Annotated in this window: 13 protein-coding genes; 7 read left to right on the top strand and 6 right to left on the bottom strand. The window is 63.4% G+C overall.

What is annotated here, in order from left to right; all coding sequences use genetic code 11:
- Window positions 1–88 precede the first annotated feature (88 nt).
- Both ACSJLU_RS02840 and ACSJLU_RS02835 read right to left on the bottom strand, forming a co-directional pair.
- Window positions 89–1,273 (bottom strand): anaerobic sulfatase maturase, encoded by a 1,185-nt coding sequence (locus ACSJLU_RS02840; RefSeq protein ID WP_049207834.1) that lies wholly within the window; start codon window positions 1,271–1,273, stop codon window positions 89–91.
- Window positions 1,270–2,982 carry a sulfatase-like hydrolase/transferase gene (locus tag ACSJLU_RS02835; RefSeq protein ID WP_197832134.1) on the bottom strand — a complete coding sequence of 571 codons (1,713 nt, stop codon included), beginning with the start codon at window positions 2,980–2,982 and terminating at the stop codon, window positions 1,270–1,272. The genes ACSJLU_RS02840 and ACSJLU_RS02835 overlap by 4 nt, the downstream gene beginning before the upstream one ends.
- Before the next feature lie 482 nt (window positions 2,983–3,464).
- Between ACSJLU_RS02835 and ACSJLU_RS02830 the strand changes: the two genes are divergently transcribed.
- The 4 genes from ACSJLU_RS02830 (at window position 3,465) to ACSJLU_RS02815 (ending at window position 7,449) form a co-directional block, all read left to right on the top strand.
- Window positions 3,465–4,112, top strand: a complete 648-nt coding sequence (locus ACSJLU_RS02830; protein ID WP_049204607.1) for a response regulator transcription factor — start codon at window positions 3,465–3,467, stop codon at window positions 4,110–4,112.
- Window positions 4,113–4,251: 139 nt separating this feature from the next.
- Window positions 4,252–5,439 (top strand): MFS transporter, encoded by a 1,188-nt coding sequence (locus ACSJLU_RS02825; protein WP_273830875.1) that lies wholly within the window; start codon window positions 4,252–4,254, stop codon window positions 5,437–5,439.
- On the top strand, window positions 5,436–6,548 hold the full coding sequence (locus ACSJLU_RS02820) for a class II histone deacetylase (protein WP_439041052.1): 1,113 nt from the start codon (window positions 5,436–5,438) through the stop codon (window positions 6,546–6,548). Before ACSJLU_RS02825 ends, ACSJLU_RS02820 begins: the two co-directional genes overlap by 4 nt.
- 94 nt (window positions 6,549–6,642) lie before the next feature.
- The gene (locus ACSJLU_RS02815; protein ID WP_197819408.1) at window positions 6,643–7,449 is read left to right on the top strand and encodes an alpha/beta hydrolase; all 807 of its coding nucleotides are present in this window, start codon (window positions 6,643–6,645) and stop codon (window positions 7,447–7,449) included.
- A gap of 46 nt (window positions 7,450–7,495) precedes the next feature.
- Here the strand turns inward: ACSJLU_RS02815 and ACSJLU_RS02810 are convergent, their stop codons facing one another.
- From ACSJLU_RS02810 to ACSJLU_RS02800, 3 genes are all read right to left on the bottom strand, one after another.
- Entirely contained in the window at window positions 7,496–7,861 is a 366-nt protein-coding gene (locus ACSJLU_RS02810; RefSeq protein ID WP_015376517.1) for a cupin domain-containing protein, read from the bottom strand.
- A gap of 18 nt (window positions 7,862–7,879) precedes the next feature.
- Complete coding sequence (locus ACSJLU_RS02805; RefSeq protein WP_033636959.1) at window positions 7,880–9,181, bottom strand: NAD(P)/FAD-dependent oxidoreductase; 1,302 nt, start codon at window positions 9,179–9,181, stop codon at window positions 7,880–7,882.
- Window positions 9,182–9,282: 101 nt separating this feature from the next.
- Window positions 9,283–10,041, bottom strand: coding sequence for a helix-turn-helix transcriptional regulator (locus ACSJLU_RS02800; RefSeq protein WP_164068589.1), 759 nt, complete (start codon window positions 10,039–10,041; stop codon window positions 9,283–9,285).
- Window positions 10,042–10,270: 229 nt separating this feature from the next.
- On the opposite strand from ACSJLU_RS02800, the gene ACSJLU_RS02795 reads away from it, so the two are divergent.
- On the top strand, window positions 10,271–11,398 hold the full coding sequence (locus ACSJLU_RS02795; protein WP_043136185.1) for an iron-containing alcohol dehydrogenase: 1,128 nt from the start codon (window positions 10,271–10,273) through the stop codon (window positions 11,396–11,398).
- 135 nt (window positions 11,399–11,533) lie between these two features.
- On the opposite strand, the gene ACSJLU_RS02790 is transcribed toward ACSJLU_RS02795, so the two are convergent.
- Window positions 11,534–12,463 carry a LysR family transcriptional regulator gene (locus ACSJLU_RS02790; RefSeq protein WP_025305173.1) on the bottom strand — a complete coding sequence of 310 codons (930 nt, stop codon included), beginning with the start codon at window positions 12,461–12,463 and terminating at the stop codon, window positions 11,534–11,536.
- A 135-nt stretch (window positions 12,464–12,598) separates the two neighbouring features.
- Here ACSJLU_RS02790 and ACSJLU_RS02785 point away from each other — a divergent pair, with 135 nt between their 5' ends.
- Complete coding sequence (locus ACSJLU_RS02785; protein ID WP_025305172.1) at window positions 12,599–13,939, top strand: aspartate aminotransferase family protein; 1,341 nt, start codon at window positions 12,599–12,601, stop codon at window positions 13,937–13,939.
- Window positions 13,940–13,949: 10 nt separating this feature from the next.
- Window positions 13,950–15,458, top strand: coding sequence for a CoA-acylating methylmalonate-semialdehyde dehydrogenase (locus ACSJLU_RS02780; RefSeq protein WP_089181643.1), 1,509 nt, complete (start codon window positions 13,950–13,952; stop codon window positions 15,456–15,458).
- The last annotated feature ends 30 nt before the right edge of the window (window positions 15,459–15,488 follow it).

The raw sequence follows: 15,488 nt of genomic DNA, 5'->3' as shown, positions 1-15,488 counted from the left end.
CTTGCAGGTTTTTCACCGCCAGCGGCGGTAATCTCACTATAGAGAGGAAAGGAAAATGCTGACTATCGTCCTTAAGGACGAGACAGTTTCAACCTGCGGCGGCGCTCACGGCGGCGCGCCATTGCATCGCCCCCTGCGGGCTGCGCGGGTAGGCGCGCAGCGGCGCCAGCAGCGCGGAAAAGAAGGCGTAATAACCGGCACACAGCCGGTTATAGCGATCTTCGCCCACATGCGCCGGGCAGCCGCCCTGGCAGACGCTTTTCACGCTGCAGCGTTGGCACTCGCGGCGCAGGCTCTTGTTTTTACCGAACGGCATCTCCGCCGCCCTTGCCGCCAGGGTGGCGAGCGGCGTGTGGCGATCGGCATGGCCGAGCAGATGCTGCGCATTGATCAGATGATCGCAGGCGTAAAGCCGCCCGTCCGGCTCCATCACCAGATTGCCGCCGCAGCGTTCGGCGTGCACGCAGCTGGGGCTGACGTGGGTGAAATACTGCGCGTAGACCTGTTCGATGTTCATCACGAAGACCTGGCCGATATGCCCGCGGCTGCGCCAGCGGCGATATACCGCCAGCATAAAGCGCCCCCAGTTGGCGGCGCTCAGTCCGTAACCGGCGGTGGGCGCATCCCCTTCCAGCATCAGCGGCTGAAACTGCAGATAACGCGCCCCGATCGCCACCGCATGATCGTAGATCGCCTCGGCGCGATCCGCGACGCCGTCGTGCACCACCATCAGCAGGTTGAAGTCGATCTGATGGCGCTGCAACAACGCAATGCCGCGCAGCGCGGCGTCATAGCTGGCGCCGCCGCGCTTGTCCGGCCGGTGGGCGTCCTGCACCTCGCGATCGCCGTCCAGGCTGACGCCGAGGATAAAGTGATGTTGCCGGAACAGCCGGCACCAGGCGTCGTTCAGCAGAGTGCCGTTGGTCTGCAGGCTGTTGCTGATCCGCACGCCCGGCGGCGCATAGCGGCGCTGCAACGCCAGCGCCCGCTTGTAAAAACCGATCCCCGCCAGCAGCGGCTCACCGCCCTGCCAGACGAAGTTGATCTCGCGGCTGTAACGCGGCTGGGCGGCGATGTAGCTGCGGATAAATTCCGCCAGCAGGTCGTCGTCCATCTTGCGCGTCCGTTCTTCCTGGCGCTGCGGATAGTAGCAGTAGCGGCAACCCAGGTTGCAGCCGGCGCCGATCGGCTTCACCAGCAAATGAAAAGGCGCCGCCGCGCGCGGTTCGCTCTCCACCGGGATCTGCTGCGCACGCAGCTGGGCCAGGTTCATGGTGCCGCCTGCGGCAACGGTTTGTGGGTCTGCGGATCCAAGCCGATGTAGTCACCGGTGCTGGCGTCAACGCCGAGGTAGTCGATCGCTGCGCCTTTAGCTTCAATAATCATGCTCTGCTGCGCAAAGCGGCGATACGCCTCGCTCAGCCGTTTGACTTGATCCGGGTTGGCGGCGGCCAGATCGCGCGTCTCCAGCGGATCGTCATGCAGGTTGAACAGCCCCCACGGCGCCATCTGCGCCGTCGGCCCGGCCTTCACCAACCGCCGCAGCTTCCAGATGCCGTCTACATAGGCGGCCTGGTTATGCAACTCCACGCCGTAGGTCGCGCGCGGCACACCGTCGGCCTCGCCGCTGAAATAGCGCTTGAAGCTGACGCCGACCATCGGCAGCGTCGGTTTGGCCTTCAGCGGTTTGTTGGCGTCGATGCCGGCATAGTCATACAACGTCGGGGCGATGTCATACACCGCCATCGGCGTGCGGTCGATGCCGCCGCGCCCCTTCAGCCGCGGCGCGGAGATGATGAAATCGGTATTGATGCCGCCCTGTGCGCTGGTGGTTTTGTGGTAGTTGGCGTACGGCGCATTGCTGACGTTGGCCCAGTGCGGCCCGTAAGAGATGAACGATCCCTTGCGGCCGAGGTTGGCGTAACTGTTGTCGAACTGCCGCCAATACTCCGGCTTCGAGCCGTAGTAGAAGCCGCTGGCCGGGTTAGCGCCGTTGTCGGTGGCGAACACGATCACCGTATTTTGGTCACGGCCGGTCTGCTTCAGGGTGTTCAGCACCGCGCCGACCTGATCGTCCATATAGGCAATCATCGCCGCGTATACCTGCATGGTCTTGGCTTCATATTTTTGCTGCTCGGGCGTCAGCGCGTTCCAGGCCTGATCCAACGCCAGCGTCGGCATCGGCGTGCGATCGGAAATCAACCCCAGCGCCTTCAGGCGCTGAATGCGCTGCTGATAGGCCTGCTGATAGCCGGCGTCGTATTTGCCGTCGAATTTAGCGATCCAGTCATCCGGCGCCTGCAATGGATCGTGCGGCGCGGTGAACGCCAGATAGGCGAAGACGGGCTGATTCTGCGGTGTATCGCGGATCCACTGTTCCAGCTGATCGGCATAGGCCTTGCTGGAGTAGAAATCTTTGGGCAACGACACGCGTTTGCCGTTCAGGGTGTAGAAGGTGTGGAACGCCTCCACGGTGCCCAGCGGTTTCGCATCGTCGAAATGGCTGGTGCCGCCGCCCATGAAGGCGAAGGCGCGCTCGAAGCCGCGATCGGTCGGTTTGGCGCCGTCGACATAGCCCAGGTGCCATTTGCCCGCCATCATGGTGGCGTACCCCGCATCGCGAAAGCGCTCCGGCAATGTGGTCACGCGGTCGGTCAGCCGCATTTCATAGCCCGGCTGTGCCGCGGTGCTCTCATACCACCACATGCCGCCCATGCCGGCCTGCTGGTTGGTGTTGCCGGTCATCAACATCGACCGCGCCGGCGCCGACATCGGCGAGGTGTAGTACTGGCTCATGCGCACGCCCCGCTCGGCCAGCGCCTGCAGGTTGGGGGTCGGTATCTCGCCGCCGAACGGGCTGATGTCGGAGTAGCCCATGTCGTCCACCAGAATGATCAGCACATTGGGGCGATCGGCGTCCGCCCCCTGTGCCAGGCCCGATAAGGCACCGCTCAACGCCACCGCCAACGTTTTTTTCTGCATCGTTCGTTCCCCGTATGGTCATGCGGACTGAACAACCCGACGCCTCAGCCCGAGAAAGGTCATCATTTTTTCGTCTTATACGTTTGGCGCCGCCTGGCGCTATCTTCAATTCGCAGTGTAGGAAGCGGTGGAAAAGCCTGGCTATCGTTCTTAAGAACGAGGGACGGCGACGGTCGCGCCGGTTGTAGCACGCGCAGAGCGGCGAGGGCCTCGCCCAGGCAAGCATTGAAAAGCGCTGTAAATTCAGCGGGAAAAGCGGCGGACTATTTCATTAACCTATTAATGAAAATCGCGAAAAATCCGCCCTAAAAAGCCCTGATAAACGCAGTGTCATCTTGTTATTTATGTGTTTTATTGCAATCGGCCTCACGTTGTTAATATGTTTTTATTGTGTTGCCAAATTGCTACAACTATGCTTGTATCGTTCATATATTGACCGCCAACATTCTCCAGATTGAACGATAAAGGGAGGAACACGAATCATGCACAGCACCGCATCCGATGCCTTTATCAACAGTTGTTTGGCGACCATTACGCACCTGATCCCGGTGTCCGCCGGGGTGTTTTATCTGGTCGATCGCGACCTGCGGCCGGATCACTACATCCTGCACGGCATGCCCGATAAAACGCACCAGCAGTACCTGAACCACTTCCAGCAGATAGATCCGCTGCAGCCGGCCAATTTCCATCGCCAGGACATCACCATGGTCGGCATGAGCCCGGCGGCGATCGCCGGCAACCGCCGCTATTACCACGACTTTATGTTGCCGAACGACATGCGCGACATGACGGAGATCTTCATCCGCCAACGCAAACGCATCGTCGCCGGGGTATCGCTGATCCGCGATACGCCGTTTACCGAAGTGGAACGCGGCCGCCTGCGCGCGGTGCTGCCGCTGATCGAGCTGGCGACGCGCGATCTGCTGCCCGACGGCGAGGCGCAGCTGTTGACCGCCAAAGAGCAAGAGATCGTCAACCTGGTGCGCGAAGGCGCCAGCAATAAGCGCATCGCCCTGAAGCTGGGCATTTCGCTGTCCACGGTGAAAACCCATATGCGCAATATTTTCGCCAAAACCGACGTGGTGAACCGCACCGAACTGGTCGCCGGCGGCTTTCTCGCCCACGGTTAACGCCCGATAACGGCCGCCGCTGCCGACGGCCGGAAAATAACGCCAAAACGTATTCGCCATTTATGGCGCGGCCTCCCCCTGCCCGCAATCGGGCCGGGCGGGATATTTCATCGTCACTCAACGCTTGGGGAAAAGGTTTATGTCCAGTGATTCGGTTTCCGCGCCCGCCGTCGGCGCGGCGCTCCCCTGCCCGCCGCGGCTGTTGACCGCCATTATCGTCTTCGCCGCCATCGCGCCGGGCATTCTGATGACCGCCCCCGCCGTGGCCGCCCAGCTCGCTACTCAGTGGCAGCTCGGCCCGGCGCAAATCGGCCACCTGTTCTCCACCGAACTCGGCGCCATGAGCCTGGCCACGCTGCCGGCGTGGTGGTGGATCGGGCGCATCAACTGGCGGCGGGTCGCTACGCTGTCGGCGCTGGTGTTTATCGCCGGCAACCTGGCTTCGGCGCTGGTGCAAGATTTTACCTTGCTGCTACCGCTGCGCTTTATCGCCTCGCTGGCGGGCGGCACCCTGATGATCCTGTGCATCACCTGCGCTGCCGGCACCGCCAATCCCAGCCGCGTCTATGCCTTCTGGGTGCTCGGCCAGCTGGTGCTGGGCGCGGTCGGGCTGCTGGTGCTGCCACCGCTGTTTGCGCACTTCGGCCTGATGGCGGTCTACCTGATTTTGGCCGCCATCATGCTGTGCTGCCTGCCGCTCATCCCGGCGTTCCCCAACGGTTTCACCGCCGCCCGCACCGCCCGCAGCGGCCCCGCCGCCTCGATGGCGCGCAAGCTGTGCGCCGTGCTGGCGGTGCTGACCTTTTACATCAGCCTGAGCGCGGTCTGGACCTTTATCGGCGGCATCGCCGCCGGCGCCGGGCTGTCGCCGGCCCACAGCGGCCAGGTGCTGGCCGTCGCCACCTTGCTCGGCATCGTCGGCGCGGGGGCCGCGGCGCTGATCGGCGCGCGCTTCGGCGGCGGACGCCTGATCGTGCTGGGGTACGCCCTGCTGCTGGCCAGCGTGGCGCTGCTGACGGGCCAGCCCCTGCTCCTGCGCTTCGCCCTGGCCGCCCTGCTGTTCAAATTCACCTGGACCTTCGTGCTGCCGTTCATTCTGGCGCGGGTCGCCGGGCTGGATAACGACGGCAAGCTGATGAACGGCATCAACCTGGTGATCGGCGGCGGCATGGCCATCGGCCCGACGCTGGCCGGCTCTCTGATCGAATCTTCCGGCGGTTTCAACGCCTTGCTGTTCGGCGCGCTGGGCTGCGCGCTGCTGTCGCTGCTGTTGATTTCGCTGGCTTCACCGCGCGCACCGCGCCGTATAACAGGAGGAGAAAGGTGAAAAGAACAACCGGTTTCTTGTTTGATGAACGCTGTTTCTGGCACAGCACCGGCCTGCACGCCACCACCCTGCCGGTCGGCGGCTGGGTGCAACCGCCCTCGGGCGCCGGCCATGCCGAATCGCCGGAAACCAAACGGCGTATGAAGAACCTGATGGACGTATCCGGCCTGTCGCGCCAGCTCACCCTGCTGAGCGCCGAACCGGCGACGGAAGAAGACCTGCTGCGCATCCACCCCGCCCACTACCTGCAGCGCTTCAAACAGGTGAGCGACAGCGGCGGCGGCCTGCTGGGGGAGGAAGCGCCGCTGGGGCCGGGCAGCTATGAAATCGCCAAACTCTCCGCCGGGCTGGCCTGCGCGGCGGTGGAGGCGGTGCTGCAGGGCGAACTGGATAATGCCTATGCGCTGTCGCGCCCGCCGGGCCACCACTGCCTGCCGGATCAATCGATGGGCTTCTGCTTCCTGGCCAATATTCCCATCGCCATCGAGCGCGCCAAGGCCCGCTACGGCCTCGGCAAAGTCGCGGTGCTCGACTGGGACGTGCACCACGGCAACGGCACCCAGCACATCTATTGGCAGCGCGGCGACGTGCTGACGCTGTCGCTGCATCAGGACGGCTGCTTCCCGGCGGGCTATTCCGGCGAGCAGGATCGCGGCGAAGGCGACGGGGCGGGCTGCAACGTTAACGTGCCGATGCTGGCCGGCGCCGGCGACAACGGCTACCTGCACGCCATGCGGCGCCTCATCATCCCGGCGCTGGAAAAATTCGAGCCGGAGCTGATCATCGTCGCCTGCGGTTACGACGCCAACGCCCTCGATCCGCTGGCGCGCATGCAGCTGCACAGCGACAGCTTCCGCGCCATGACCGCGCTGGTGCAGGAGGCCGCCGACCGGCTGTGCGGCGGCAAACTGGTGATGGTGCATGAAGGCGGCTACGCCGAATCCTACGTACCGTTCTGCGGGCTGGCGGTGATGGAACAGCTAAGCGGCGTGCGCACTGAAGTGCAGGATCCGCTGCTGACGTTCATCCAACAGCAGCAGCCGCGCGACGCCTTCAACCGCTTCCAGCGCGAAACGCTCGACGAGCTGGCGCGCCAGTTCGGCCTGTAATCCCCTCTCTGCGGGCGCCGCACCCGGCGCCCCTGACAACCTCGCTGCCAGCCGCTACGCTGAAGGGCAACCCTACCACCATGAGAACAATAACATGTCCGAACAAACCGTCAGCTTTATCAAAGGCCGTCACGGCGACATCGCCGTGCACGACTGGGGAAACGACAAGCCGCGCTATCTGGCGCTGCTGGTGCACGGCTACGGCGAGCACCTCGGCCGCTATCAATACGTGGCGCGCACGCTGCAGGCGCAGGGCGCGCGGGTGTTCGGCCCCGACCATCTCGGCCACGGCCTGTCGCAGGGCGAGCGCGTGCTGATCGAAGATTATGACGCCGTGGTCGACGACGTGCAGCGCGTGGTCAGCCATTTCCGGCAGCAATACCCCACCTTGCCGCTGGTGGTGATCGGCCACTCGATGGGCGGCATGATCGCCACCCGCTACGTGCAGCGCCATGGCGAGGAGGTACGCGCGCTGGTGCTGTCCGGCCCGCTGCTCGGCGACAGAACGGCGATTTCCGATCTGGCTGAACTGCCGACGATCCCCGACGCGCCGCTGGATACCGCCACTCTGGCGCGCGATCCGGCGGTTGGCGCGGCGTATCAGGAAGATCCGCTGGTGTGGCACGGGCCGTTCAAGCGTCCCACCCTGCGCGCCATGCAGCGGATCCTCGCCGCCATCAACGCCGGGCCGGGCTTCGGCGCGCTGCCCACGCTGTGGATCCATGGCGACGACGATCGGTTAGTGCTGATGAGCGAAACGCAAACCGCGCTCGATCGTCTGCACGGCGACGATTTCGAACGGATGATCAATGCGGGCGGGCGGCACGAGAGCTTTAACGAAACCAATAAGGATCAGATCCTCAAGCGGGTGACTGATTTTATTACGCGGGCGTTAGGCTAAGGCGCTCCCCCTCGGCATTCAGCCTGCTGAGGGGGGCATGACGGCGTCAGCCTTCGACGATGGCGAGGTAGTGTTTGACGAAGCGATCCGAGGTGATGTCCCAGCGCACCGGGGTGCCTTTCTCGACGAACCAGGAATCGCCGGCCTGATACTGCACCGATTCGCCGGTGCGTTCGTTGGTCAGGGTCGCACTGCCTTCCCACACCGTGGCGTGCTCGGCGAACGGATACTCCATCACGAAGCTGCCGCGGGTGCAGCTGAACACGCCGCAGTTCAGGTTGTCGGTCGGTTCGCCGAAGATGCTGGCCACGCCGACGTTTGGCGTGCCGGCGATCACCGTGGCGCCCAGGTTGCTGACGCTGCCGATCTCCAGCAGTTCTGGCAGCGGTTGTTTAAGCAATAACGGTTTCATGTGATTCTCCTCTGAGGGTTAACGGCGGCCTTTCCAGTAGCCGGATGTCTGGTGCCAAACCTTACCGGCGGTGGTCATCACCCGCCGCAGCTTGTCCTTGCCGAAGATGTTGACGTGCGGGATCGAGCTCATCAGATCGTACCGATCGGATCCTTCGCTCATGCCCTCCGCCAGCACCTTGCACACGATGTGGCTCGGCGTCACGCCGAAGCCGGAGTAGCCCTGCACGTAAAACACGTTGTCGCGATCCGGCAGCGTGCCGATCTGCGGGAACAGGTTGGCGCTGCAGCACAGCGGACCGCCCCAGGCCAGATCGATCTTCACGTCTTTCAGGTACGGGAACACCTTCAGCATCAGGTTGCGGTTCCAGGCCTTGAGATCCGACGGGAAATATTCGATCAGGCGGGTGGCGCTGCCGAACAGCAGCCGGTTCTCGTTGGTCACCCGGTAATAATCGATCACCGGGCGGATGTCGCTGTAGGCGCCGCGGATCGGGCTGATCTGACGGATCAGATCGTCAGACAGCGGCTCGGTGGCCAGCTGGAAGGCGTAGGTATTGATGGTCTTGCGGTAGATCTGCGGCTCCATGCCGTTGAGGAAGCCGTTGCAGGCCCACAGCATCTTGTTGGCGCGCACAGAGCCCATGGCGGTGCGCACCGTAATGCGCGGGCCATACTCCACGTTGAGCACGCTGCTGTTCTCAAAGATTTTCACCCCGTAGCCGCTCAGCGCCTTGGCCTCGCCCAGCAGCAGGTTGAGCGAATGCACGTGGCCGCCGCCCATGTGCTTCAGCGCGCAGGTGTAGGCGTCTGAGCCCACGACCTGCTTCACCTCCGCTCCGGTGTAGAGCTCAATCTCCTCCTGCGGCGCTACCGCCTTGAACTCCTTCAGCCAGCCGCGCAGGGTCTTCTCCTGGCGCGCGTTGCTGCCGAGATAGCCGTAGCCGAAGCAGAAGTCGGCGTCGATGTCATATTTCTTGATGCGCTCGCGGATAATGCCGGCGCCGAGGTTACTGATTTTGAAGATGGTTTCCAGCCCGGCCGGGCCAACGTGGCGCTTGATCTTCTCCAGATCGTGGCCGATGCCGGCCATCACCTGGCCGCCGTTGCGCCCGGTGCCGCCGTAACCCAGATAGCGGCCTTCGAGAATGGCGATGTTGGTGATGCCCTTCTCCGCCAGCTCCAGCGCGGTGTTGATGCCGGAGAAGCCGCCGCCGATGATCACCACGTCGACGTCCAGATCCTCTTCCAGCGTCGGGAAGCGCAGATCGTATTTTTTGGTCGCCGCGTAGTAGGTTAAGGACTCGATTTCGTTGTTCACTGCCGCACTCCCGATTGCCTATGCCATGACATCGGATTATCGGGAGCAGTGGGATCGTTCGCTATGTCCCCTTAGGGACATTCGCTACAAAAAATTAACATTCACGCGCTGCGCCGCTGCGGGGCGGTCAGCAGCAGGCTAAACAACTCGGCCTGAGAGCCGATGTTCAGCTTGCCGTAGATGTTCTTGCGGTGATTTTTTACCGTGCCGAGGCTGATGAACAGCCGGTCGGCAATCTGCTGCGAAACGCAGCCGGCGAGGATCAGATCGACGATCTCGCGCTCGCGCGGCGTCAGCAGATAGCGCGCCTGGGCGCCGTCATCGTTCACCGTCGCGGCCTCGGCCGGTGCCGCCACCACTTCGCCGTGCAGCCGCGCCACGCTTTTCACCAGCGTCAGCGCACTGCGCAGATCCGCCCGCTGCGGATAGCGTACCGCCACCGTGCGGCGCACCGAGCCGAAGAATACCCCCAGCCCGCGCTCCGGCGTCAGCTGCAGCAGCACGCCGGCCTCGTCGTGCCAGCCGGTCTTGCGATAAAAATTACGGTAATAATCGCTGTGATAAAACCCGCAGGGTGCCAGCTGGCGCAGCGTGAGCACCTCGCCTTCGCCGCCGTCGCTCAGCGCGCGGTAAAACGGATCCTGCAGGTAGGCGCCCTGTTGGTAGATCTGATTGACCGCATCGCTGTTTTCCCGCTCGGTTTTGATCAGGCAGCGCGGCGGCCGGCCGCGTTCGAAGGCATAGACGATGGCGTTGTCGAAGGCGAAAAATCCCTCCAGCCAATTCAACAGGCTGGGATAAAAACGCGGGCTAGCCACCGCATCGATCACCGCAGACAAGCGTTCAACCTGAATTTCCATACCCGCCTCGCCATTATTAACACATTAACAATCTACCGATTTCGGATGGGGTTGGCCGCACGACGGCCGGTACTGTTAAAAAAAGCACCCAAAACGCCGAAATGCAAGAACGCGATCGTTTACATGTTAAACAACTCACAGGTTGCCGCGGCGGGGAAAGCGGTGGCCGCTCCGCGCCCGCTGGCTTATGCTGTGGCATCGCGCTCTGCAACGTCGTCAAGGAGATCTCATGTCCGTCAGCCACATCATCGCCAATCGCCAGACCTGGTTCGGCCACGGCAGCATCCAGCAGCTGCCGCCGCTGCTGCTTGCCGACCCGCAGCCGACGCTGCTGTTCAGCTGTCGATCTTTTCTCAACGGCCCGGTGTATGCCGGCCTGCGCGAATCGCTGACGCCGCTGCTTATCGGCACGGAGATCGTCAGCCACGAGGCGTCGCCGCAGGAAATAGACGCCTGGGTGGCGCGCTGGCGCGGCCAGGCGCGGCGCGTAGTGGCCATCGGCGGCGGCAGCGTGCTGGACGCCGCCAAGGCGTTCTCCGCGCTGGTGGAGCATCCGCTGCCGACGCTGCGCTATATGGAAAAGGTGGGCGACAGCAAAATCAGCGGCGCCACCCTGCCGCTGATCGCCATTCCTACCACCGCCGGCACCGGCAGCGAGGTGACGCAGAACGCGGTGATCACCGACACCCAGGTCAGCAAAGTGAAGGCCTCGCTGCGCCACAATAACTTCGTGCCGCATACCGCCATTCTCGATCCGCAGCTGCTGGCGGGCGCGCCGGACAAAGTGTTGGCCTACTGCGCTATCGACGCCTTCACCCACCTGTTCGAGGCCTATCTGTCGAAAACCGCCGGCGCCATGACGCGCGACATGTCGCTGAACGGCATACGCCACTTCCTCGCCGCCTGGCCGGCGCTCAACCGCAGCGATGCGGCGCGCGAAGCGATTATGCAAGCTTCGTACCTCGGCGGGCTGACGCTGAGCGCCGCCGGGCTGGGGGTCATTCACGGCATCGCCGGCGAGATCGGCGCGCTGCGCGACTACCACCACGGCCAAGTCTGTGGCCGCCTGCTGCTGCCGTTCCTCGCCCTGCTGGAAACCAGCGAACAGCCGCAGCAACGCGCGCTGATGGCCGAGCTGGCCGCGCGCCTGTACCCGCACTGGCAGGGCAGCCCGGAGAGCTACCTGACCGATTTCATCACCCGCCACGCCATTGCGCCGTTCTGGCAGGACGATTTGCCGATTTCCGGCCAGGAATTGGCGGTGGCGCTGGAGAAATCCAACAGCAAGAATTCCTGGATCGACTATGCGCCGGCGCAGCGGCAACGGATGATCGAAGAGGCGTTTCGCGTCGAATGATTATATAATCAGATCAACGCACTAGCAGGAGTTAAGAAAATGGGCATCATCGGCTGGATCTTCGCCGGCATCGCGGTCGGCATCCTGGTCGGCGCGCTGATCAGGATCTTCGGCAAGAAGAAAGAGCAGTAAGCGTCACGCTGTTCCGTGGGCCGCCAGCAGGCACTCATGGAACAGCTTCACCACCCGCTGCGGCACCGGCGAGCGGCGCAGCACGCTGGAGTATTCACAGTGATAGCGGAACAGCGCCGGTTTGATCGCCCGCATCATATTCTGCGCCACGAAAAACGCCGCGTAGTGATCAGGCAAAAAGCCGACGTATTTGCCGGACAGGATCAGCGTGGCGATCGACTCCTGCGCAAACCCCGTCGCCTTGCGATGCAAATGTTGCTGCAGGCTCAGTTCCATATTCGGCGAATGATAGCCTAATCCGGCGAAGGCATAATTGTGCAGCAGATCCCAATTTAATGTTTCATGGGGGCCGGAAAATAATTCATGCTGCGCGCCGCAATATAAGAACATCCTCTCACTGAATAACGAATGATAAGATAAACTTTCCGCGCTGCGGTGCATGGGAATAACGCCAACCTGAAATTGCCCGTCAATGACGCCGCGTTCAATGGTATTAATCGGCTCCACGTACATTTGCAAAGAAACCTCCGGCGCACGCTCGCTGAATAACGCGATGGCCCGGCCGATCTGCGCCTGCGGATTGCTGACCGTATGGTCGAATATCGCCACGTGCAGCTGCCCGCCCATGCGCTGATGCACCTCGTCCACCCCGCGCCGGAACGCCTCGGTGGCCGCCAGCAGGTTGACCGTTTCCTGGTAGATCAACAGCCCCTCGTCGGTAACCGCAAAACCCTCGCGCCCGCGCTGGCACAGCGTCAGGCCCAGCCGCTGCTCCAGATCCTTGATGTGCTTGCTGATGGTCGACAGGCTGATATTCAGCTCCAGTTCGGCGGCGCTCATGCCGCCGCAGTCGACCACGGCCTTGAATACCCGCAGCAAACGCAGATCCATATCCGACAATTGCCCTAACAGCGCGCGCTTTTTTACTTGCATAAAACCTTAAGTAAGTTTCGACATATGATTATTCACAGTAGAGAACAAGCGGTACATAGTCAATTTCGCACAACAATTCGTTAACAACTCATTTTATTTAATTAATCGCACTTATTTTCCTGCCCGGAGGAAAACATGGCCGCTGAAAATTATTCGCTTAATCGTCTCGATGCCGAAGGGTTAGAGGCCCATTGGATGCCTTTTACCGGCAACCGTAATTTTAAAGCGCAGCCGCGCATCATTACTCAGGCCGCAGGGGCGTATTACACCAGCCACGACGGCAGAAAGATTTTCGACGGCCTGTCCGGATTGTGGTGCTGCGGATTGGGGCACGGCCGGCAGGAAATCACCGACGCCGCCCAGCGCCAGCTGGCGACGCTGGATTACTCGCCGGCGTTTCAGTTCGGCCACCCGCTGTCGTTCGAGCTGGCCAACAAAATCAAGGCGCTGACGCCGGCGGGGCTGGATTACGTGTTCTTCACCGGCTCCGGCTCGGAAGCGGCGGACACCTCGCTGAAAATGGCGCGCGCTTACTGGCGCGCCAAAGGCCAGGCGGGCAAAACCTGCTTTATCGGCCGGGAAAAGGGCTATCACGGCGTTAACTTCGGCGGCATCTCGGTCGGCGGCATCGCCGGCAACCGCAAGACGTTCGGCGCCGGCGCCGAGGCGGACCACCTGCCGCACACCCTGCTGGCCGGCAACGCCTTTTCGCGCGGCATGCCGCAACAGGGGGCGGAGCTGGCGGAAGAGCTCAACCGCATCATCGCGCTGCGCGACGCCTCGACGATCGCCGCGGTGATCGTCGAACCGTTCTCCGGCTCCGCCGGGGTGATCGTGCCGCCGGTCGGCTACTTGCAGCGCCTGCGCGAAATCTGTACCCAGCATGACATCCTGCTGATCTTCGACGAAGTGATCACCGCCTTCGGCCGCTGCGGTGCGATGACCGGCGCCGAGGCGTTCGGCGTCACGCCGGACATCATGAACATCGCCAAACAGGTGACCAACGGCGCGCAGCCGATGGGCGCGGTGGTGGTACGGCCGGAGATTTATCACACCTTCATGAACGGCGGCGAGCCGGACTACCAGCTCGAATTCCCGCACGGCTACACCTACTCCGCCCATCCGGTCAGCTGCGCGGTCGCGCTGGCGACGCTGGACATCCTGCAGCGCGAACAGATGGTGGAGCGCGTACAGGCGCTGGCGCCCTACTTCGAGCGCGCGGTGCACAGCCTGCAGGGGGCCAAACACGTCGCCGACATTCGCAATATCGGCCTGGCGGCCGGCATCACGCTGGCGGCGCGGCCCGGCGAGCCGGCGCGGCGCCCCTTCGAGGCGGCGATGCGCTGCTGGGAAAGCGGATTTTACGTGCGCTACGGCGGCGACACCCTGCAGCTGGCACCGCCGTTCATCAGCAGCGAAGCGCAGATCGATGCGCTGATCAACGCCGTGGGCGACGCCCTCAACGCCACCGAATAAGGAGAGAACCATGACCATCACCCATTGGATCAACGGCGAGCCCGCCGCCGGCGGCGAACGCAGCCAGCCGGTTTACGACCCGGCCACCGGCCAATCGGCGCAGGAGGTGCAGTTGGCCGACCGCGCCACGGTGGAGCGCGCCATCGCCGCCGCCGAACAGGCTTATCCCGCCTGGCGCGATACCCCTCCGCTGAAGCGCGCGCGCATCATGATGAAGCTCAAGGATCTGCTGGAGCAACACGCCGACGCCATCTGCCAGTTAATCACCGCCGAGCACGGCAAGGTGCTCAGCGACGCCCTGGGCGAACTGCAGCGCGGCATTGAGAATATCGAATACGCCAGCTATGTGCCGGAACTGCTGAAGGGTGAACACAGCAAAGAGGCAGGCCCGGGCATCGACAGCTGGAGCGAGTTTCAGCCGCTGGGGGTGGTGGCGGGCATCACCCCGTTCAACTTCCCGGCGATGGTGCCGCTGTGGATGTGGCCAATGGCGGTCGCCTGCGGCAACACCTTCGTGCTGAAACCTTCCGAGCGAGTGCCTTCCGCCGCGCTGTATATCGCCCGGCTGGCGGCGGAAGCCGGGCTGCCACCGGGGGTGCTCAACGTGGTCAACGGCGACCGCGAAGCGGTGGAGACGCTGCTGCATGACGGGCGCGTCAAAGCGATCAGCTTCGTCGGTTCGACGCCGGTGGCGGAGCATATCTATCACACCGGCTGCGGCCAGAACAAACGGGTGCAGGCGCTGGGCGGCGCCAAAAACCACGCGGTGGTGCTGCCGGACGCCGATATCCCCGGCGCGGTCGGCGCGCTGATGGGCGCGGCGTTCGGCTCGTGCGGCCAGCGCTGCATGGCCATCCCGCTGGTGGTGGCGGTGGGCGACGACACCGCCGACGCGCTGATCGCCGGGCTGCGGCAACAGATGGCCGCCATGCGCGTCGGCCCCGGCAGCGACAACCGCAACGACATGGGGCCGCTGGTGACCCAGCAGCATTATCAGAAGGTGAAAGGCTATATCGAGCAGGGCGTAGCCGAAGGCGCCGAGCTGCTGGTGGACGGCCGCGAGCTGAGCGTGATCGGCGCCGACGGCCGCCCCAGCCAGGGGTATTTCCTCGGCCCGACGCTGTTCGATCGCGTGACGCCCGGCATGCGCATCTATCAGGAGGAGATCTTCGGCCCGGTGCTCGGCGTGGTGCGCGCGGCCTCGCTGCCGGAGGCGATGGCCTTGATCGACGCCCACGAATACGGCAACGGCACCTGCCTGTTCACCCGCGACGGCGAAGCGGCGCACCACTTTTCCAGCCGTATTCAGGTCGGCATGGTGGGGATCAACGTGGCGCTGCCTGTGCCGGTGGCCTACCACTCGTTCGGCGGCTGGAAGCGCTCGCTGTTTGGCGATCTGCACGCCTACGGCCCGGACGCCGTCAGGTTCTACACCAAACGCAAGACCGTGACCCAGCGCTGGCCGGCCTCCGGCGATGCCCGCCGCGCCAGCTTCAGCTTCCCGTCGGGGCAGGGGTAACACATAAGAACAATAAACTTCCGGGGAGCA

The sequence above is a fragment of the Serratia bockelmannii genome, from assembly GCF_051803255.1.
Lineage (GTDB): Bacteria > Pseudomonadota > Gammaproteobacteria > Enterobacterales > Enterobacteriaceae > Serratia > Serratia bockelmannii.
The sequence above is the reverse complement of the archived record's forward strand: the minus strand, read 5'-3'. Positions and strand labels throughout refer to the sequence as shown.